This window comes from Kitasatospora sp. NPDC058243, from assembly GCF_042882025.1.
Classification (GTDB): domain Bacteria; phylum Actinomycetota; class Actinomycetes; order Streptomycetales; family Streptomycetaceae; genus Kitasatospora.
In genome coordinates, this window is record NZ_JBHVWW010000002.1 from 145,124 (window position 1) to 163,312 (window position 18,189).

At 67.9% G+C, this 18,189-nt stretch carries 28 protein-coding genes; all 28 read right to left on the minus strand.

Translation table 11 applies throughout. From position 1 onward, the window contains the following. Positions 1 to 138: 138 nt before the first annotated feature. Positions 139 to 1,503: a phosphoglucosamine mutase gene (gene glmM, locus ACFVX9_RS02320; protein WP_063348982.1), complete on the minus strand. Its 1,365-nt coding sequence runs from the start codon at positions 1,501 to 1,503 to the stop codon at positions 139 to 141. Between the two features lie 165 nt (positions 1,504 to 1,668). After that, entirely contained in the window at positions 1,669 to 2,199 is a 531-nt protein-coding gene (rpsI, locus tag ACFVX9_RS02325; RefSeq protein ID WP_107452914.1) for a 30S ribosomal protein S9, read from the minus strand. A 33-nt stretch (positions 2,200 to 2,232) separates the two neighbouring features. Further along, positions 2,233 to 2,676, minus strand: coding sequence for a 50S ribosomal protein L13 (gene rplM / locus ACFVX9_RS02330; RefSeq protein ID WP_063348980.1), 444 nt, complete (start codon positions 2,674 to 2,676; stop codon positions 2,233 to 2,235). A gap of 235 nt (positions 2,677 to 2,911) precedes the next feature. Beyond that, positions 2,912 to 4,570, minus strand: coding sequence for an ABC-F family ATP-binding cassette domain-containing protein (locus tag ACFVX9_RS02335; protein ID WP_380369539.1), 1,659 nt, complete (start codon positions 4,568 to 4,570; stop codon positions 2,912 to 2,914). Between the two features lie 41 nt (positions 4,571 to 4,611). Then, a complete protein-coding gene (gene truA, locus ACFVX9_RS02340; protein WP_380369541.1) occupies positions 4,612 to 5,523 on the minus strand; it encodes a tRNA pseudouridine(38-40) synthase TruA in 912 nt (303 codons plus the stop codon). A gap of 76 nt (positions 5,524 to 5,599) precedes the next feature. After that, the gene (gene rplQ, locus ACFVX9_RS02345) at positions 5,600 to 6,073 is read right to left on the minus strand and encodes a 50S ribosomal protein L17 (protein ID WP_063348978.1); all 474 of its coding nucleotides are present in this window, start codon (positions 6,071 to 6,073) and stop codon (positions 5,600 to 5,602) included. 127 nt (positions 6,074 to 6,200) lie between these two features. Further along, positions 6,201 to 7,223: a DNA-directed RNA polymerase subunit alpha gene (locus ACFVX9_RS02350; RefSeq protein WP_030232516.1), complete on the minus strand. Its 1,023-nt coding sequence runs from the start codon at positions 7,221 to 7,223 to the stop codon at positions 6,201 to 6,203. 145 nt (positions 7,224 to 7,368) lie between these two features. Then, on the minus strand, positions 7,369 to 7,776 hold the full coding sequence (gene rpsK, locus ACFVX9_RS02355) for a 30S ribosomal protein S11 (protein ID WP_030232513.1): 408 nt from the start codon (positions 7,774 to 7,776) through the stop codon (positions 7,369 to 7,371). A 72-nt stretch (positions 7,777 to 7,848) separates the two neighbouring features. After that, complete coding sequence (gene rpsM, locus ACFVX9_RS02360; RefSeq protein WP_363369306.1) at positions 7,849 to 8,229, minus strand: 30S ribosomal protein S13; 381 nt, start codon at positions 8,227 to 8,229, stop codon at positions 7,849 to 7,851. Positions 8,230 to 8,407: 178 nt separating this feature from the next. Then, the gene (gene rpmJ / locus ACFVX9_RS02365) at positions 8,408 to 8,521 is read right to left on the minus strand and encodes a 50S ribosomal protein L36 (protein ID WP_003956441.1); all 114 of its coding nucleotides are present in this window, start codon (positions 8,519 to 8,521) and stop codon (positions 8,408 to 8,410) included. A 32-nt stretch (positions 8,522 to 8,553) separates the two neighbouring features. After that, positions 8,554 to 8,775, minus strand: a complete 222-nt coding sequence (gene infA, locus ACFVX9_RS02370; RefSeq protein ID WP_014047798.1) for a translation initiation factor IF-1 — start codon at positions 8,773 to 8,775, stop codon at positions 8,554 to 8,556. A gap of 205 nt (positions 8,776 to 8,980) precedes the next feature. Continuing rightward, positions 8,981 to 9,406 carry a large conductance mechanosensitive channel protein MscL gene (gene mscL, locus ACFVX9_RS02375; protein ID WP_380480779.1) on the minus strand — a complete coding sequence of 142 codons (426 nt, stop codon included), beginning with the start codon at positions 9,404 to 9,406 and terminating at the stop codon, positions 8,981 to 8,983. A gap of 152 nt (positions 9,407 to 9,558) precedes the next feature. Further along, a complete protein-coding gene (map, locus tag ACFVX9_RS02380) occupies positions 9,559 to 10,398 on the minus strand; it encodes a type I methionyl aminopeptidase (protein WP_063348975.1) in 840 nt (279 codons plus the stop codon). A gap of 108 nt (positions 10,399 to 10,506) precedes the next feature. Continuing rightward, positions 10,507 to 11,160, minus strand: a complete 654-nt coding sequence (locus ACFVX9_RS02385; RefSeq protein ID WP_380369547.1) for an adenylate kinase — start codon at positions 11,158 to 11,160, stop codon at positions 10,507 to 10,509. Beyond that, positions 11,160 to 12,470 (minus strand): preprotein translocase subunit SecY, encoded by a 1,311-nt coding sequence (secY, locus tag ACFVX9_RS02390; protein ID WP_063348973.1) that lies wholly within the window; start codon positions 12,468 to 12,470, stop codon positions 11,160 to 11,162. Before secY ends, ACFVX9_RS02385 begins: the two co-directional genes overlap by 1 nt. 306 nt (positions 12,471 to 12,776) lie before the next feature. Then, entirely contained in the window at positions 12,777 to 13,229 is a 453-nt protein-coding gene (gene rplO / locus ACFVX9_RS02395; RefSeq protein WP_376086152.1) for a 50S ribosomal protein L15, read from the minus strand. A 2-nt stretch (positions 13,230 to 13,231) separates the two neighbouring features. Beyond that, positions 13,232 to 13,414 (minus strand): 50S ribosomal protein L30, encoded by a 183-nt coding sequence (rpmD, locus tag ACFVX9_RS02400; protein ID WP_030251557.1) that lies wholly within the window; start codon positions 13,412 to 13,414, stop codon positions 13,232 to 13,234. Beyond that, on the minus strand, positions 13,414 to 14,037 hold the full coding sequence (rpsE, locus tag ACFVX9_RS02405) for a 30S ribosomal protein S5 (RefSeq protein WP_030055834.1): 624 nt from the start codon (positions 14,035 to 14,037) through the stop codon (positions 13,414 to 13,416). Before rpsE ends, rpmD begins: the two co-directional genes overlap by 1 nt. A 48-nt stretch (positions 14,038 to 14,085) precedes the next feature. Next, a complete protein-coding gene (rplR, locus tag ACFVX9_RS02410; RefSeq protein ID WP_030280785.1) occupies positions 14,086 to 14,469 on the minus strand; it encodes a 50S ribosomal protein L18 in 384 nt (127 codons plus the stop codon). Between the two features lie 3 nt (positions 14,470 to 14,472). Continuing rightward, entirely contained in the window at positions 14,473 to 15,012 is a 540-nt protein-coding gene (rplF, locus tag ACFVX9_RS02415) for a 50S ribosomal protein L6 (RefSeq protein ID WP_063348971.1), read from the minus strand. 22 nt (positions 15,013 to 15,034) lie between these two features. Beyond that, positions 15,035 to 15,442, minus strand: coding sequence for a 30S ribosomal protein S8 (gene rpsH / locus ACFVX9_RS02420; RefSeq protein WP_030055831.1), 408 nt, complete (start codon positions 15,440 to 15,442; stop codon positions 15,035 to 15,037). A gap of 270 nt (positions 15,443 to 15,712) precedes the next feature. Beyond that, positions 15,713 to 15,898, minus strand: coding sequence for a type Z 30S ribosomal protein S14 (locus tag ACFVX9_RS02425; RefSeq protein ID WP_030393303.1), 186 nt, complete (start codon positions 15,896 to 15,898; stop codon positions 15,713 to 15,715). Between the two features lie 4 nt (positions 15,899 to 15,902). Next, positions 15,903 to 16,472 carry a 50S ribosomal protein L5 gene (gene rplE, locus ACFVX9_RS02430; RefSeq protein WP_030393302.1) on the minus strand — a complete coding sequence of 190 codons (570 nt, stop codon included), beginning with the start codon at positions 16,470 to 16,472 and terminating at the stop codon, positions 15,903 to 15,905. Continuing rightward, positions 16,472 to 16,783 carry a 50S ribosomal protein L24 gene (gene rplX / locus ACFVX9_RS02435; RefSeq protein WP_030055828.1) on the minus strand — a complete coding sequence of 104 codons (312 nt, stop codon included), beginning with the start codon at positions 16,781 to 16,783 and terminating at the stop codon, positions 16,472 to 16,474. The genes rplE and rplX overlap by 1 nt, the downstream gene beginning before the upstream one ends. A gap of 15 nt (positions 16,784 to 16,798) precedes the next feature. Next, positions 16,799 to 17,170: a 50S ribosomal protein L14 gene (gene rplN, locus ACFVX9_RS02440; RefSeq protein ID WP_030393301.1), complete on the minus strand. Its 372-nt coding sequence runs from the start codon at positions 17,168 to 17,170 to the stop codon at positions 16,799 to 16,801. 102 nt (positions 17,171 to 17,272) lie between these two features. Next, a complete protein-coding gene (gene rpsQ / locus ACFVX9_RS02445) occupies positions 17,273 to 17,545 on the minus strand; it encodes a 30S ribosomal protein S17 (RefSeq protein ID WP_030055826.1) in 273 nt (90 codons plus the stop codon). Then, complete coding sequence (gene rpmC, locus ACFVX9_RS02450) at positions 17,545 to 17,769, minus strand: 50S ribosomal protein L29 (protein ID WP_063348970.1); 225 nt, start codon at positions 17,767 to 17,769, stop codon at positions 17,545 to 17,547. Before rpmC ends, rpsQ begins: the two co-directional genes overlap by 1 nt. Continuing rightward, positions 17,769 to 18,188: a 50S ribosomal protein L16 gene (gene rplP / locus ACFVX9_RS02455; RefSeq protein ID WP_030055824.1), complete on the minus strand. Its 420-nt coding sequence runs from the start codon at positions 18,186 to 18,188 to the stop codon at positions 17,769 to 17,771. The genes rpmC and rplP overlap by 1 nt, the downstream gene beginning before the upstream one ends. Position 18,189: the final 1 nt, after the last annotated feature.

The following is an 18,189-nucleotide window of genomic DNA, read 5'->3' on the forward strand; positions in this document are numbered from 1 at the left end:
CCGACCCGTTGCGGTTCCCCCTGCATCCCCATAAAAGGGACGAACCAAACGTCCCAACGGGAGCTGCTATCAAACCCCGAACCCCGCTACGACGGAAGGGCCCCCGCGGGGGGGGGGCCCCCTTCCGTCGTGCCGGGCTCAGCCCAGGTGCGTCCGCACGGCCTCGGCCAGCCGCTGCGCGACGGACTCGGCCTGCACCGGGTCGGCGGCCTCGACCATGACCCGGACCAGCGGCTCGGTGCCGGACGGGCGCAGCAGCACCCGGCCGGTGGAGCCCAGTTCGGCCTCGGCCTCGGCGACCGCGGCGGCCAGCTCGACGCTGGTGTTCACCCGGCTCTTGTCGACGCCCTTGACGTTGATCAGCTGCTGCGGCAGACGGGTCATCACGGCGGCCAGGTCGGCCAGCGGCTGCTTGGTGCTGGCCAGGCGGGCACCCAGCATGAGGCCGGTCAGGGTGCCGTCGCCGGTGGTGGCGTGGTCGAGCAGGATGACGTGGCCGGACTGCTCGCCGCCCAGCGCGAAGCCGTGCTCCTTCATCGCCTCCAGCACGTAGCGGTCGCCGACGGCGGTCTCCACCAGGTCGACGCCCTCGCGCTCCATCGCCAGCTTGAAGCCGAGGTTGGACATCACGGTGGCCACCGCGGTGTTGCGGCGCAGGGTGCCGGCGTCCTTCATGGCGACGGCCAGGATGGCGATGATCTGGTCGCCGTCCACCTCGTTGCCGTCGGCGTCGGCGGCCAGGCAGCGGTCGGCGTCGCCGTCGAGGGCGATGCCGAGGTCGGCGCGGTACTCCGTCATGGCGGCCTGCAGCCGGTCCAGGTGGGTGGAGCCGACGCCGTCGTTGATGTTGAGGCCGGTGGGCTCCGCCCCCAGGGTGTGGACGACCTCGGCACCGGCCCGGGCGAAGGCCTCGGGGGCGACGTAGGCGGCCGCGCCGTGGGCGCCGTCGATGACGACCTTGATGCCGTCGAGGCGGTTGGGCAGCACGCCGATCAGGTGGGCGACGTACTTGTCGAAGCCCTCGGTGTACTCGCGCACCCGGCCGACGGCGGCGCCGGTCGGCCGGTTCCAGTCCTCGCTGCCGAGCGTGTGCGTGCGGTAGTGGGCCTCGATCGCGTCCTCGATGCGGTCGTCCAGCTTGTGGCCGCCGCGGGCGAGGAACTTGATGCCGTTGTCGGGCATCGCGTTGTGGCTGGCGGAGAGCATCACGCCGAAGTCGGCGCCGAGCGCGCCGGTGAGGTACGCCACGGCCGGGGTCGGCAGCACGCCGACCCGGAGCACGTCGACGCCGGCGCTCGCCAGGCCGGCGATGACGGCGGCCTCCAGGAACTCGCCCGAGGCACGCGGGTCCCGACCGACCACCGCGACCGGCCGGTGGCCCTCGAAGGCGCCGGCCTCGCCGAGCACATGGGCCGCCGCGACCGACAGCCCGAGCGCGAGCTCGGCCGTCAGGCCCACGTTGGCCACCCCGCGCACGCCGTCCGTACCGAAGAGTCGTCCCACTGTCCCGTCCTCCATCACCACTGCTCGGAACCCAACCGATGGCACCCGGCCGCCGCACGATAGCCGGGGAACACGTCGCCCCGGAGTACACGTGGTACTCCGGGGCGACGGTTCGCGCAACCAGGGGGTGCGCCGCCAGGGCGGGCCGCACCCCCAGGGGCGCGATTAGCGCTTGCTGTACTGCGGCGCCTTGCGGGCCTTCTTGAGACCGGCCTTCTTGCGCTCGACGGCGCGGGCGTCACGGGTCAGGAAGCCGGCCTTCTTCAGCGCGCCGCGGTTGTTGTCCACGTCGGCCTCGTTCAGGGCACGGGCCACGCCGAGGCGCAGCGCGTAGGCCTGGCCGGAGACGCCGCCACCGGAGATGCGGGCGACGACGTCGTAACGGCCGTCAAGCTCGAGGAGCTTGAAGGGCTCGTTCACGGTCTGCTGGTGCACCTTGTTGGGGAAGTAGTTCTCCAGGGTGCGACCGTTGATCTTCCACTGGCCGGTGCCGGGGACGATGCGCACGCGGGCGATCGCCTCCTTGCGACGGCCGAGGCCGGCGCCCGGGATGGCCTCGCCGAAGCGGCCGGCCAGCGACTCGGAGGTGTACTCGCCCTCGGAGGTGTACTCGCCCTCGACAGCCTCAACGGCCTCGTCGAAGTCGACCTCAAGGGTCTCGGTGGTTTCAGTGGTCTCGGCCACGGTGTTCCTCAGCTCTTTTCAGTGTTGGGGGGCTTGGTGGCCGAATTACTGCGCGACCTGGGTGATCTCGAACGGCACCGGCTGCTGGGCAGCGTGCGGGTGCTGGTCGCCCGAGTAGACCTTCAGCTTCGAGAGCATCTGGCGGCCCAGGCTGTTCTTGGGGATCATGCCCTTGATGGCCTTCTCGACGGCCTTCTCCGGGTTGTTCGCCAGCAGGTCGTCGTAGCGCACCGACCGCAGACCACCCGGGAAGCCAGAGTGGCGGTAGGCCAGCTTCTGGGTCTTCTTGTTACCGGACAGGTGCACCTTGTCGGCGTTGATGATGATGACGAAGTCACCAGTGTCAACGTGCGGCGCGTAGATCGCCTTGTGCTTACCCCGGAGGAGGTTGGCGGCCTGGGAAGCCAGGCGGCCGAGCACGACGTCGTTCGCGTCGATGACGTGCCACTGACGCTGGACGTCGCCGGGCTTGGGGCTGTACGTACGCACGGTCGTATGCCTTCGCTTTTCAGTGAGTGAGTCCTGACAGGAGCACCTGGGACGGCAGAGCAGCCTGGTCAACCTTGGACGCAATTCAAGGGGGACCGCTGGTCGTCGAACCTGATGTCTCCGGCGTACCGACCTCTCACGTGAGATAGAGCGAGCCAATACGCACATCAAGCGTCCAGGTTACCGGGCGGGCGGGTGGGGGTCAAAAATCGGCTTCCCCCACCCCCGCCGTCACTCAGCGTTCGCGCTCCACCCGGCTGACGTCCCAGACCGGCTCGGGCGACTCGTAGACCCGGCCGTCGGCGCCGAACACCAGGTAGCGGTCGAAGGTCTTGGCGAACCAGCGGTCGTGGGTGACGCACAGCACGGTGCCGTCGAAGGCCTCCAGCCCGGCCTGCAGCGCCTCGGCGCTGTCCAGGTCCAGGTTGTCGGTCGGCTCGTCGAGCAACAGGGCCGTCACACCGGAGAGTTCGAGCTTGAGGATCATCAGCCGGGCCTGCTGCCCACCGGACAGCGACTCGAACTTCTGCTCCTCCTGCCGGTCCAGCTCGTAGCGGCGCAGCGCGCCCATCGCGGCGCTGCGGCTGAGCGCGTGCTCCTCCTCGACGATCGAGCGCACCGTCCGGCCGAACAGCTCCGGGTGGGCGTGGGTCTGCCGGAAGTGGCCGGGGACGACCCGGGCGCCGAGCTTCCAGGTGCCGGTGTGCGCGACGCTCGCGTCGCCCGCGAGCAGCCGCAGGAAGTGCGACTTGCCGGAGCCGTTGGAGCCGAGCACGCCGACCCGCTCGCCGTAGAACACCTCCAGGTCGAAGGGCTTCATCAGGCCGGTGAGCTCCAGCTGCTCCACGGTGAAGGAGCGCACGCCGGTCCGCCCGCCCTTGAGCCGCATGGTGATGCTCTGCTCGCGCGGGGGCTCCTCCGGGCGGCCGGCCTCCTCGAACTTCTTCAGCCGGGTCTGGGCGGCGGCGTAGCGGGTGGCGAGCGCGTGGCTGACGGAGGCCGCCTGGCGCAGGGTGACGACCAGCTTCTTGAGCTTGGCGTGTTCCTCGTCCCAGCGCCGGCCCAGCTCCTCGAAGCGCGCGAAGCGGTCCTTGCGGGCCTCGTGGAAGCTGTCGAAGCCGCCGCCGTGCACCCAGACACTGCTCCCGGCCGCGCCGGACTCGACGGCGATGATCTTGTCGGCTGCCTCGGAGAGCAGCTCGCGGTCGTGCGAGATGAACAGGACGGTCTTCGAGGTGGCCTTGAGGGCCTCCTCCAGCCAGCGCTTGCCCGGGACGTCCAGGTAGTTGTCGGGCTCGTCGAGCAGCAGCACCTCTTCGGGGCCGCGCAGCAGCGCCTCCAGGACGAGCCGCTTCTGCTCACCGCCCGAGAGGGTGTTCAGGCCGCGCCACTGGGCCTTGTCGAAGGGCATCCCGAGGGCCGCCATGGTGCAGACGTCCCAGTCGGTCTCGTAGTCGTAGCCGCCGACGTCGGCCCAGTCGGAGAGCGCCTGGGCGTAGGCCATCTGGGTCTTCTCGTCGTCCTGGGCGATCATCGCCAGTTCGGCGGCGTCCACCGCGCGGGCGGCGACGGCGATCCGCTCGGGGGCGACGGACACCAGCAGGTCGCGGACCGAGGCGTCCGGCGCCAGCGCGCCCGGGGTGGCCCGCTCGTCCTCGCGGCCGGTGGTGCCGACGAACTGGCGCATCACGCCGAGCCCGCCGCTGATCGTCACCGTGCCGCCGTGCGGCTGGAGGTCCCCCGCGATCATCCGCAGCAGGGTGGTCTTGCCGGCCCCGTTGGCGCCGACCAGGGCGACCGCGGCGCCCTCGCCGACCCGGAAGGACGCGTCGTCGAACAGCACCCGCCCGTCCGGCAGGTAGTACTCCAGGTGCGAAATCTCGACGTGTCCCATGCGGACGATTGTCCCAAGCCGACGCGCCCGGCCCAAACGGATTACCCGACGGGCGGCTGACCGGGCAGTGTGCGCAGCCGCCTGGCCTGGCGGTTCCGCTCGGCGAGCCGGTCGTCCGGCGGGTAGCCGACTTCCTCAAGGGTGAGCCCGTACGGCCGGATCACGTTGACGGCCGAGTTGCGGACCCCGCCGGCCAGCACCTCGCCGGGGAACTCCACCGGCCGGTGCCCGTCGCCGACCAGCAGCATCGCCCCGACCAGCGCCCGGACCATGTTGTGGCAGAACGCGTCGGCGCGGACGGTGGCGACCGCCAGCGAGCCCTCCTGGGCGGCGTAGGAGTCCACCGGGACGCGGTCCCAGTGCAGCTCCAGCAGGGTGCGGATGGTGGTGGCGCCCTCACGCTTCTTGCAGTACGCGGCGAAGTCGTGCTCGCCGAGCAGCAGCTTCGCGGCCTCGTTCATCCGGTCGACGTCCAGCGGGCGGTCGTGCCAGAGCACGTGCCCGCGCAGCAGCGGGTCGACCCCGCCGGGGTGGTCGGCGACCCGGTAGGCGTAGCGGCGCCAGATCGCCGAGAAGCGGGCGTCGAACCCGGCCGGCGCCTCGCCGACCCGGTAGATCCGGATGTCCCCGGGCAGCCGGCCGGCCAGCCGACGCATCAGCTTCTCGCGGTGCGCCTCCCACAGCTCGGCCGGCAGGTCGACGTGCGCGACCTGGCCGCGGGCGTGCACCCCGGCGTCGGTGCGCCCGGCCACGGTCAGCGGGAACAGCTCGGGGCTGCGGGTGACGATCTGCAGCGCGCTCTCGATCTCCTCCTGGACCGTCCGGCGGCCGCCGCGCTGGCGGGCCCAGCCGGAGAACTCGGCGCCCTGGTAGGCGAGATCGAGCCGGACCCGGACGCACCCGTCGGCCGGGCCGTCCTTCACCGGCGGCTGCTCGGCGCAATCGTTGACCACAATCCACTCCAGACAGAAGGAACGGGCCCGCTCCCCCACGGATGGGAGAGCGGGCCCGCGACCACACCTAGCGGTGTCAGGCCTGCTCGGCCTCGACGGCCTCGTCGGCCTTGGCCTCGACCTTGGCGTCGGCCTCCTTGACGGCGCGCTTGGTGGCGCCCTCGGCCTCGCCGACGGCGGTCTGCGCGACGGTCAGCGCCTCGACCAGCTCGATCACGGCCATCGGGGCGTTGTCGCCACGACGGGGACCGATCTTGGTGATACGGGTGTAACCACCCGGGCGGTTCTCGTAGCGCGGCGCGATCTCGGTGAAGAGGGTGTGCAGCACGGCGATGTCGGTGATCGTCTTGCGCACCAGGCGACGGTTGTGGATGTCGCCCTTCTTCGCCTTGGTGATCAGCTTCTCCGCCAGCGGGCGCATCCGACGGGCCTTGGCCTCGGTCGTGGTGATGCGGCCGTACTGGAACAGCTCCCGGCACAGACCGGCGAGCAGCAGCGGCTCGTGGTGCGGGCCGCCGCCGAGGCGGGCACCCTTGGTGGGACGCGGCATGGATGACTCCTTGAATCTCCGACTACGGCCGTATCAGGTACCGCAGCGGGCGTCCGGGCACTGTTGCCCGGACGACTTTCACGACGACGGGGGCGGTTCGGTGGAACCGCCCCCGCGGCCAAATCTCTTAGTACTGCTCGGTCTCGGCGTAACCCGCGTCGTCCAGGTCGTCGGCGCCGAAGGCGTCGGCGGCGGCGGTCGGGTCGAACCCGGGCGGGCTGTCCTTGAGGGCCAGGCCCATGCCGGCCAGCTTCGCCTTGACCTCGTCGATCGACTTCGCACCGAAGTTGCGGATGTCGAGCAGGTCGGCCTCGGAGCGGGCGACGAGCTCACCCACGGTGTGGATGCCCTCGCGCTTGAGGCAGTTGTAGGAGCGGACGGTGAGCTCCAGCTCCTCGATCGGCAGCGCCAGGTCGGCGGCCAGGGCGGCGTCCGTCGGGGACGGGCCCATGTCGATGCCCTCGGCGTCGATGTTCAGCTCGCGGGCGAGACCGAACAGCTCCACCAGGGTCTTGCCGGCCGAGGCCATGGCGTCACGCGGACGCATGGCGGGCTTGGTCTCGACGTCGACGATCAGCTTGTCGAAGTCGGTCCGCTGCTCGACACGGGTGGCCTCGACCTTGTAGGTGACCTTCAGCACGGGGCTGTAGATCGAGTCGACCGGGATGCGGCCGATCTCCTGGCCGGAGGCCTTGTTCTGGACGGCGGAGACGTAGCCGCGACCGCGCTCGACGGTCAGCTCCATCTCCAGCTTGCCCTTGCCGTTCAGCGTGGCGAGGACCAGCTCCGGGTTGTGCACCTCGACACCCGCCGGCGGGGCGATGTCGGCGGCGGTGACGACACCCGGGCCCTGCTTGCGCAGGTACATCACGACCGGCTCGTCGTGCTCCGAGGAGACGACCAGCTGCTTGATGTTGAGGATGAGGTCGGTCACGTCCTCCTTGACGCCCGGCACGGTGGTGAACTCGTGCAGGACGCCGTCGACGCGGATGCTGGTGACAGCGGCACCCGGGATCGACGACAGGAGCGTGCGGCGCAGGGAGTTGCCGAGGGTGTAGCCGAAGCCCGGCTCCAGCGGCTCGATCACGAACCGCGAGCGGAACTCGTCGACGACCTCTTCGGTCAGCGAGGGGCGCTGAGCGATAAGCATGGGGGGATTCCTCCAGTTGTCTTCGGCACCCACTATTTGATGCCGACAGGACCAAGCGTACGGGGTCCCGCGAACAGCGACGAATCACCGCGTGGGACCCCGTACGAAGGTTCAAAGCAGGTACTGCGAGCCCGAAGGCGCTGCGTCAGACGCGGCGGCGCTTCGGCGGACGGCAGCCGTTGTGCGGGGTGGGGGTGACGTCCTGGATCGAGCCGACCTCCAGGCCGGTGGCCTGGAGCGAGCGGATCGCGGTCTCGCGGCCGGAGCCCGGACCCTTGACGAAGACGTCAACCTTGCGCATGCCGTGCTCCTGCGCGCGACGGGCAGCGGCCTCGGCGGCCATCTGCGCGGCGAACGGGGTGGACTTGCGCGAGCCCTTGAAGCCGACGTGACCGGCGGAGGCCCAGGAGATCACGTTGCCCGCAGGGTCGGTGATCGAAACGATGGTGTTGTTGAACGTGCTCTTGATGTGCGCGTGGCCGTGAGCGACGTTCTTCTTTTCCTTGCGGCGGATCTTCTTCGCGCCGGCAGCCTGACGACCCTTGGGGGGCATAAGTCTGTTCTCCTACTGAGGTGGTCGGTCCGCTGACCCGCGGGCCGGAGGGATGTCCGGTTACGGGACGGACTACTTCTTGCCCGGCTTCTTCTTACCGGCGATCGCGCGACGCGGGCCCTTGCGGGTACGCGCGTTGGTGTGGGTGCGCTGACCGCGGACCGGCAGGCCGCGGCGGTGACGCAGACCCTCGTAGCAGCCGATCTCGACCTTGCGGCGGATGTCGGCGGCCACCTCACGGCGGAGGTCACCCTCGACCGTGTAGTTGGCGTCGAGGTACTGGCCCAGCTTGACGAGGTCTTCCTCGGAGATGTCGCGAACGCGGACATCCGGGTTGACACCGGTCTCGGCCAGGGTCTGCTGGGCGCGGGTACGGCCGATGCCGTACACGTAGGTAAGGGCGATCTCGATCCGCTTCTCACGGGGGAGATCAACGCCGGCGAGGCGTGCCATTCAAGGCTCCTGTATTTCTTCAGAGGTCTTGCGTGCTACCTACTCCTTCGCCTCTCGACGATGGAGCCCCGGCCTCTGACCGGGGGCGGCAGTCCGTCCCTTCACTGGGACGGATCGGGTAGCCCACTTATGACGTTTTCGCGTCGCGCGAAGTACTACGAGAAATGCTGGGGAGAGATCAGCCCTGGCGCTGCTTGTGGCGCAGGTTGTCGCAGATCACCATGACCCGGCCGTGGCGGCGGATCACCTTGCACTTGTCGCAGATCTTCTTGACGCTCGGCTTGACCTTCATGTTCAGGTTCTCCGGGTCTAGATCTGACGTTCTTACTTGTAGCGGTAGACGATCCGCCCGCGCGTGAGGTCGTAGGGGCTGAGCTCCACGACGACCCGGTCGTCCGGCAGGATGCGGATGTAGTGCATGCGCATCTTGCCACTGATGTGCGCGAGGACCTTGTGACCGTTCTGCAGCTCGACCCTGAACATCGCGTTCGGAAGAGACTCGATCACGGTGCCCTCGATCTCAATGGCGCCTTGCTTCTTAGCCATGAACTGCGAGATCCACCTTCCGGGACCGGCTACCGTATGCGGCACGCTCGTGCGAACCTGGGTTCACCCCGCCCCCGAAGGGAAGAGGGCGTGCTGAAGCACGCTACGAGTGAGCCGACGGTCCATCCTACGCCAGCGCGTCCGGTGGGCCAAAACGAGATCCCCCGAAGGCAGCCGTCGTGACGTTCCGGCTGGTCCCGGCGGGTCAGAACCCGGCGGTGACCTTCAGCGGCTCGACGTGGGCGGTGCAGGCCGCGCAGCGGCGGGCGGCCTCGGGGATCTCGGTCAGGCACTCGGGGCAGGGCCGCTTGGGGGTCTTCGGCTTCTTCGGCATGTACCGCGCGGTCGCCTTGGTGACCGGCAGCACGACGCAGAAGTACAGCACCGCCGCGGTCATCACGAAGGCGATCAGCACGTTGAGGAACTGGCCGTACGGGAACGTGACCCCGGCCACCGTCGCCTTGTACGAGCTGAAGTCGCCGGCCGCGCCGACCACGACGCCGACCAGCGGGGTGAGGAAGGCCGACACGAAGCCGGTCACCACGCCGGTGAACGCGGCGCCGATGACGACACCGACCGCCATGTCGACCACGTTGCCGCGCATCATGAAGTCGCGGAATCCCTTGAGCACTGCACTCTCCCGATCGATCGAAGCTGCTGAAGCCGCTACTGAAGCCACTGCCAGCCGATAAAAATAGGACAAAAGCCCTGGAGGTCCAAACCCCCAGGGCCCTGATCCGTTGTCAGCAGCGGAAGTTGGCCGCTCAGCCGACCGTCGTGAGACTAGCCGAGCGGGTCCGGGGCGGCGGTGATGCCCAGCTTCGCGAGCTCCGCCTTGCCGCCGTCGAAGGCCGTCAGGACCAGCGGGCCCTGCTCGGTGACGGCCACCGAGTGCTCCCAGTGCGAGGCCCAGGTGCCGTCGTTGGTGACGACCGTCCAGTCGTCCTCCAGCACGGCGGTGTGCGGGGTGCCCAGCGAGACCATCGGCTCGATCGCCAGGACGGTGCCGGGGATCAGCTTCGGGCCCTTGCCGCGGCCGCGCTCGACGTAGTTCAGCACGTGCGGCTCCATGTGCATCGCGGTGCCGATGCCGTGGCCGCCGTAGCCCTCGGTGATGCCCCACTTGCCCTTGGGGGGCAGCGGCTGGCGGCGGATGAAGCCCTCGATCGCCTTGGAGACGTCGACCAGGCGGTTGTTCTTCTTCATCTGGGCGATGCCGGCCCACATCGAGCCCTCGGTCACCCGGCTCAGCATCTCGACCTCGGGGCGGACCTCGCCGACCGCCACGGTGATCGCCGCGTCGCCGTGCCAGCCGTCCAGGATGGCGCCGCAGTCGATCGAGATGACGTCGCCCTCCTGGAGCACCCGGTCACCGGGGATGCCGTGCACGACCTCGTTGTTCACCGAGGCGCAGATCACCCCGGGGAACCACAGACCGCCGTGGTCGGCGCGGAAGTTGGAGGTCGCACCGTGGTCGGTGATGACCTTGTCCGCGATGTCGTTGAGCTCCTGGGTGGTCACCCCCGGGGCGACCGCCTCCCGGCAGGCCTTCAGCGCCTCGGCGACGACCAGCCCGGCCGCTCGCATCTTCGCGATCTGCTCGGGGGTCTTGATCTCCACCATCTGGTCACGCCTTCCACGTTCTGTTTGCCACTGCCTACCACCGTACGACGCCGTACGGCCGCGCCGCCCGGGATCGGGGAGCGCGGCCGTACGGCGTCGCCGGGAAACTCAGTTGTCCTGCTTCAGCGCCTCGATCGCGCGCCGGGTGACCTCGTCCACCTTGCCGAGGGCCGAGATGGTCGCCACCAGGCCCTGCTGGACGTAGTAGTCGATGATCGGCTCGGTCTCCGTGTGGTAGACCTCCAGCCGGGTGCGCACCTTGTCCTCGGTGTCGTCCGAGCGCTGGTACAACTCGCCGCCGCACTCGTCGCAGACGCCCGCGGCCTTCGGCGGGTTGTAGTCCACGTGGAAGACGTGGCCCCCGTCGTTGCGGCACAGGCGGCGGCCGGCGATCCGGCGGACCACCTCGTCCTCGGGGACCTCCAGGTCCAGCACGCCGTCCAGCTTGATCCCCTGCTCGGCGAGGAACTCGTCGAGCGCCTTGGCCTGGCCGAGGTTGCGGGGGAAGCCGTCGAGCAGGAAGCCGCCTGCGGCGTCCTCCTGGAGCATGCGGTCCTTGGCCATCCCGATGGTGACCTCATCCGGCACCAGGCGGCCCGCGTCCATGTAGCTCTTGGCCTCGAGCCCCAGCGGGGTGCCCTGACCGATGTTGGCGCGGAACAGGTCGCCGGTGGAGATGTGGGGAATGGACAGGGTCTTGGCGAGCAGGTGCGCCTGAGTACCCTTCCCGGCCCCGGGAGGACCAACGAGGACGATACGCATCAGCGGAGGAACCCTTCGTAATTGCGCTGCTGGAGCTGGCTCTCGATCTGCTTCACAGTTTCGAGTCCGACGCCGACGACGATGAGCACGCTGGTGCCGCCGAACGGGAAGTTGGTCTGCTGTCCGAAGGCGACCAGGGCGATCATCGGGATCAACGCGATCAGGCCCAGGTAGAGCGAACCCGGCCACGTGATTCGGGTCAGCACGTAGTTCAGGTACTCGGCCGTCGGTCGGCCGGCCCGGATGCCCGGGATGAAGCCACCATACTTCTTCATATTGTCGGCAACTTCTTCGGGGTTGAAGGAGATCGCGACGTAGAAGAAGGCGAAGAAGACGATCAGCAGGAAGTAGGTCGCCATGTAGATCGGGTGGTCGCCCTTGACGAAGTGCTGGGTGACCCACACCGCCCAGCCCGACTGGCTACCGGTCAGCTGGACCACCAGGGCCGGGATGTACAGCAGCGACGAGGCGAAGATGACCGGGATGACACCGGCCTGGTTCACCTTGAGCGGGATGTAGGTCGACGTGCCGCCGAACGCCCGCCGGCCGATCATCCGCTTCGCGTACTGCACCGGGATCCGGCGCTGGGCCTGCTCGACGAAGATGACCAGCATCACAACGATGATGCCGACCGCGACCACGGACAGGAACTCGACCCAGCCGCCACCGATGGTGCCGGAGCCCTTGATCGCCCACATCGAGGACGGGAACTGCGCGGCGATCGAGGTGAAGATCAGCAGCGACATGCCGTTGCCGATGCCGCGGTCCGTGATCAGCTCGCCCAGCCACATGATCACCGTGGTGCCGGCGGTCATCGTGATCACCATGACGGCGATCCGGAACACGCTCGTGTCCGGGACGATCTGGTTGCCCACCGGGCAGCCGGAGAACAGCGCGCCGCTGGAGGCCGTCGCCACGATGCCGGTGCCCTGGAGCACGGCGAGCGCGATGGTCAGGTAGCGGGTGTACTGGGTGATCTTCGTCTGGCCGGCCTGGCCCTCCTTCTTCAGCGCTTCCAGTCGCGGGATCACGACCGTGAGGAGCTGGAGGATGATGCTCGCGGTGATGTACGGCATGATGCCGAGCGCGAAGATCGTCAGCTGGAGGAGCGCGCCACCACTGAACAGGTTGACGAGCCCGAAGAGGCCGTTGTTCTTGGTGTCCTTCACACACTCGTTCACGGCCGTGAAGCTCACGCCGGGGATCGGAATGTGTGAGCCCAGGCGGAACAGCACCATGATGCCCAGCGTGAACAGCAGCTTCTTGCGCAGGTCGGGCGTCTGGAACGCCCGCGCGAACGCACTGAGCACGGTGCCTCCTGCGCCTCCCGCGCGTCGTCGGCGGGAGGGTCGGTCCTGAATGGGAGTTTTGGCGGTACGGGCTCCCGTACAGACGGCACAGGCGAGCCTACGCGCAGCCTACAAGGGAACTCCACGGACTCTAACAGTGCGCAGCCACTCGGAAGAAGCGCGTACCGCCCCTCCCCCACTCACGGGGTACGGGATGCCCGGGTTTGCCACACAAAAGAACGAGGACACGTCAACGGAATGCCCGGAAAACGCGCGAGCCCCGCACCTCCCGAAGGAGGTGCGGGGCTCGCACGGAAGTCAGCGGGCTCAGACGAGCTCGGTGACGGTACCGCCCGCGGCGGTGATCTTCTCGGCGGCGGAACCGGAGACGGCGTCGACCGTCACCTGCAGCGCAACCGAGATCTCGCCGGTGCCGAGCACCTTGACGAGGGAGTTCTTGCGAACCGCGCCCTTGGCGACCAGGTCCTCGACGGTGACCTCTCCACCCTGCGGGTAGAGCTCGGCCAGCTTGTCGAGGTTGACGACCTGGAACGTGATCTTGAACGGGTTCTTGAAGCCCTTCAGCTTCGGCAGGCGCATGTGGAGCGGCATCTGGCCACCCTCGAAGCGCTGCGGAACCTGGTAGCGGGCCTTGGTGCCCTTGGTACCACGACCGGCGGTCTTACCCTTGGAGGCCTCACCACGACCCACGCGGATCTTGTCGGTCTTGGCACCCGGGGCGGGACGCAGGTTGTGGATCTTGATCGGGTTGTCGCCCATGATCAGTCCACCTCCTCAACCGTCACCAGGTGACGGACCGTTTGGGCCATCCCGCGGATCTCGGGACGGTCCTCCTTCACCACGACGTCGTGCATGCGCTTGAGACCAAGCGAACGCAGGGTGTCACGGTGATTCTGCTTGCTGCCGATGTACGACTTGGTCTGCGTGATCTTCAGGCGAGCCATCAGGCGCTCACCCCTGCAGCACGCGCCCGCAGCAGAGCAGCGGGAGCCACGTCCTCCAGCGGCAGGCCACGACGAGCGGCGATCTCCTCGGGGCGCACGAGGCCCTTCAGAGCAGCCACGGTGGCGTGCACGATGTTGATCGCGTTGTCCGAGCCGAGCGACTTCGACAGGATGTCGTGAATGCCGGCGCACTCCAGGACGGCGCGCACCGGACCACCGGCGATAACACCGGTACCGGGGGCGGCGGGCTTCAGGAGCACGACGCCGGCGGCCTTCTCACCCTGGATCGGGTGCGGGATGGTGCCCTGGATACGGGGGACCTTGAAGAAGTTCTTCTTGGCCTCCTCAACACCCTTGGCGATGGCGGCCGGAACCTCCTTCGCCTTCCCGTAACCGACACCCACGGTGCCGTCACCGTCGCCCACCACGACCAGCGCGGTGAAGCTGAAACGACGACCACCCTTGACAACCTTGGCGACACGGTTGATCGCGACAACGCGCTCGACGTAAGCGGTCTTCTCGACGGCGGGGGCGTTGCCCCGGTCGTCACGCTTACGGTCGCGCCGCTCGCCACCGCCGGTGCCACCGCCGGCGCCGCTACCGCGGCGCTGGGGTCCAGCCATTGGAATTACCTCTCTCGATTACGTCCGTCGACTGAGTCGACGAGCGGCTTAGAAGTCGAGCCCGGCCTCGCGAGCCGCGTCCGCCAGGGCGGCGATGCGGCCGGCGTACCGGTTGCCCGCGCGGTCGAAGACGACCGACTCGATGCCGGCGGCCTTGGCGCGCTCGGCGACCAGGCTCCCGACCTTCTTGGCCAGCTCGGTCTTGTCGCCCTCGGCGCCCTTGATGGACACGTCGAGGGTGGACGCCGACGCCAGGGTGTGACCCTTGGCGTCGTCGATGACCTGGGCGACCATGTGACGGTTCGAGCGCGTCACGACGAGGCGCGGACGCACCTCGGTGCCGACGACGCGCTTGCGAACGCGGATCGCGCGGCGCTTGCGAGCGGCGCTCTTGTAGGCGTTGCCCTTGCCGATCTTGACAGAGACGCTCATCGCTTACTTACCACTCTTTCCGACCTTGCGGCGGATGACCTCGCCCGCGTACTTGACGCCCTTGGCCTTGTACGGGTCGGGCTTGCGCAGCTTGCGGATCTTCGCGGCGACCTCGCCGACCTTCTGCTTGTCGATGCCGTCCACGTGGAACTTGGTGGCCGACTCGACGACGAAGGAAATGCCCTCAGGGGCCTCGACCAGGATCGGGTGGCTGTAGCCCAGCTGGAACTCCATGTCGGAGCCCTTCGCCAGAACTCGGTAGCCGACACCGCTGATCTCCAGCGACTTGCGGTAGCCCGCGGTCACGCCGGTGATCATGTTCGCCACCAGCGTGCGGGAAAGGCCGTGCAGGGCCTTCGACAGACGCTCGTCGTTGGGGCGGGTGACGAGCAGCGTGCCGTCCTCGCCCTTACCGATCTCGATCGGCGCGGCGACAACGTGGGTGAGGGAGCCCTTGGGGCCCTTCACCGAGACCGCCCGGCCATCGATGGTGACGTCCACGCCAGCGGGGACCTGGATGGGCAGCCGTCCAATGCGCGACATTGCTGTACCTCCGTTTCCCGAATTACCAGACGTAGGCGAGAACTTCTCCGCCTACGCCCTTCTTGGCGGCCTGCTTGTCGGTGAGGAGACCCGAGGACGTGGAGATGATCGCCACGCCCAGGCCGCCGAGCACCTTCGGCAGGTTGGTGGACTTTGCGTAGACCCGCAGGCCCGGCTTGCTGATCCGCTTGATGCCAGCGATCGAGCGCTCACGGTTGGGGCCGAACTTGAGCTCGATGGTCAGCTTCTTGCCGACCTCGCCCTCAACGGGCTCCTCAACCTTGTAGGAGGAGATGTACCCCTCCTGCTGCAGGATCTCGGCGACGTGCGCCTTGATCTTGCTGGCCGGCATCGCCACGGAATCGTGGTACGCCGAGTTAGCGTTACGCAGACGCGTGAGCATGTCTGCGATGGGGTCGGTCATGGTCATGATGGCCTCAGGCCTCTCTCGCCGTGGTTTCTCCGCGCCAGGTCCCCCCGCCGCACTCCGAGGAGTGCGGCAGGGGCACAGACGCAGGGGACCTGCGGCGTCGTAAGACTGGGTGCGAGCCCTCCGAAGAGGGTCGACGGCAGCTATGGAGCTCCCGCGACAGGGGGCCCGACCTCACTACCCTACGGGATTCCGTACGCAGCCCCAAAAAAGGGGCGCTGTGGGGTCGGGCACACCTGCTTCGCTATGGCATTACCGCGAGGTCCTGGACTACCAGGAGCTCTTGGTCACGCCCGGCAGCTCGCCGCGGTGCGCCATCTCACGAAGGCACACACGGCAGAGGCCGAACTTGCGGTACACCGAGTGCGGACGGCCGCAGCGCTGGCACCGGGTGTAGGCCCGGACGCCGAACTTCGGCTTGCGCTCGGCCTTCGCGATGAGGGACTTCTTCGCCATGTGGTTACGCCTCCTTGAACGGGAAGCCCAGAGCGCGCAGGAGCGCCCGGCCCTCGTCGTCGGTCTGGGCGGTGGTCACGACGGTGATGTCCATACCGCGCTGACGGTCGACCTTGTCCTGGTCGATCTCGTGGAACATGACCTGCTCGGTCAGACCGAAGGTGTAGTTGCCACGGCCGTCGAACTGCTTCGGGGAGAGGCCACGGAAGTCACGGATACGCGGCAGGGCCAGCGACACCAGACGGTCCAGGAACTCCCACATGCGGTCACCGCGGAGGGTGACGTGGGTGCCGATCGGCTGGCCCTCACGCAGCTTGAACTGCGCGATGGACTTGCGAGCCTTCGTCACCGCCGGCTTCTGACCGGTGATGGCGGTGAGGTCGCGGATCGCGCCCTCGATCAGCTTGCTGTCACGGGCGGCCTCGCCGACACCCATGTTGACGACGACCTTGACCAGGCCGGGCGTCAGCATGACGTTCTCGTACGAGAACTGCTCCTGCAGCTGACCCTTGATCTCGGAGTTGTAACGCTCCTTGAGACGGGGGGTCACCTTCTCAACAGTCGTCTCAGACATCAGATGTCCTCACCGGTTCGCTTGGCAACGCGGATCTTGTTGCCCTCGTCATCGAAGCGGTAGCCAACGCGGGTGACGACCTTCTTGCCGTCCTTCTCCACGACCAGCTGGACGTTGGAGACGTGCACCGGGGCCTCGACGGTGACGATGCCACCCTGAGTGCCCGGGCCCGGCTTGGTGTGCTTCTTGACCCGGTTCACACCCTCGACCAGGACCTTGTTCTCGGCGGGCATGGCCTGGATGACCTTGCCCTGCTTGCCGCGGTCCTTGCCGGTGATGACCTGAACCAGGTCACCCTTCTTGATCTTCATGCTGTTCGCCATGGGTTAGAGCACCTCCGGCGCAAGCGAGATGATCTTCATGAACTTCTTGTCACGCAGCTCGCGGCCCACCGGGCCGAAGATGCGGGTACCACGGGGGTCACCATCGGTGTTCTTCAGAACGACCGCGGCGTTCTCGTCGAAGCGGATGTACGAGCCATCCGGACGACGACGCGACTTCACGGTACGGACGACGACGCACTTGACGACGTCACCCTTCTTCACCGAACCGCCGGGGATCGCGTCCTTGACGGTCGCGACGATGACGTCCCCGATGCCGGCGTAGCGGCGACCGGAACCACCGAGAACGCGGATGCAAAGGATTTCCTTCGCGCCCGTGTTGTCGGCGACTCGCAGTCGCGACTCCTGCTGGATCACAGCTTTCTCCTGATCGTCAACGAGAGCTGACGGGCCGGCCGCTGCTCACACCAGCGCCCGCGAGGGGCCTGGTGCACATACGGCCGTACCGCATCAACTTCGTTACTTGGCCTTCTCGAGGATCTCGACGACGCGCCAGCGCTTCGTCGCGGACAGCGGGCGGGTCTCCGCGAGGAGGACCCGGTCGCCGATGCCGCAGGCGTTCGCCTCGTCGTGCGCCTTCAGCTTGTTCGTACGGCGGATGACCTTGCCGTACAGAGCGTGCTTGACGCGGTCCTCGACGGCGACGACGACGGTCTTGTCCATCTTGTCGCTGACGACGAGACCCTCACGGGTCTTGCGGAAACCGCGCGTCTCGTTGGTGTTCTCAGTCATCAGGCGTTCTCCACCGTCTCGATGCCCAGCTCGCGCTCGCGCATCAGGGTGTAGATCCGCGCGATGTCCTTACGGACGAGCTTGAGCCGTCCGTGGTTGTCGAGCTGCCCGGTCGCCGCCTGGAAGCGGAGGTTGAACAGCTCCTCCTTGGCCTCACGGAGCTTGGCAACGAGACCCTCGTTGTCCAGCTCGCGGAGGTCAGCAGCCTTGGTGCCGGCCGACATCAGCTCTCACCTGCCTCGCGCCGGATGATCCGGCACTTCATCGGGAGCTTGTGAGCTGCGCGGGTCAGCGCCTCACGAGCCACCTTCTCGTTGGGGTACGACAGCTCGAACATGACCCGACCCGGGTGCACGTTCGCGATCCACCACTCGGGCGAACCCTTACCGGAACCCATGCGGGTCTCGGCCGGCTTCTTGGTGAGCGGACGGTCCGGGTAGATGTTGATCCAGACCTTGCCGCCACGCTTGATGTGACGGGTGACGGCGATACGAGCGGACTCGATCTGCCGGTTCGTCACGTAGGCCGGGGTGACGGCCTGGATGCCGTACTCGCCGAAGGCGAGCTCGGTGCCACCCTTGGCAGCGCCACGGCGCTTGGGGTGGTGCTGCTTGCGGTGCTTGACCCGACGGGGGATCAGCATT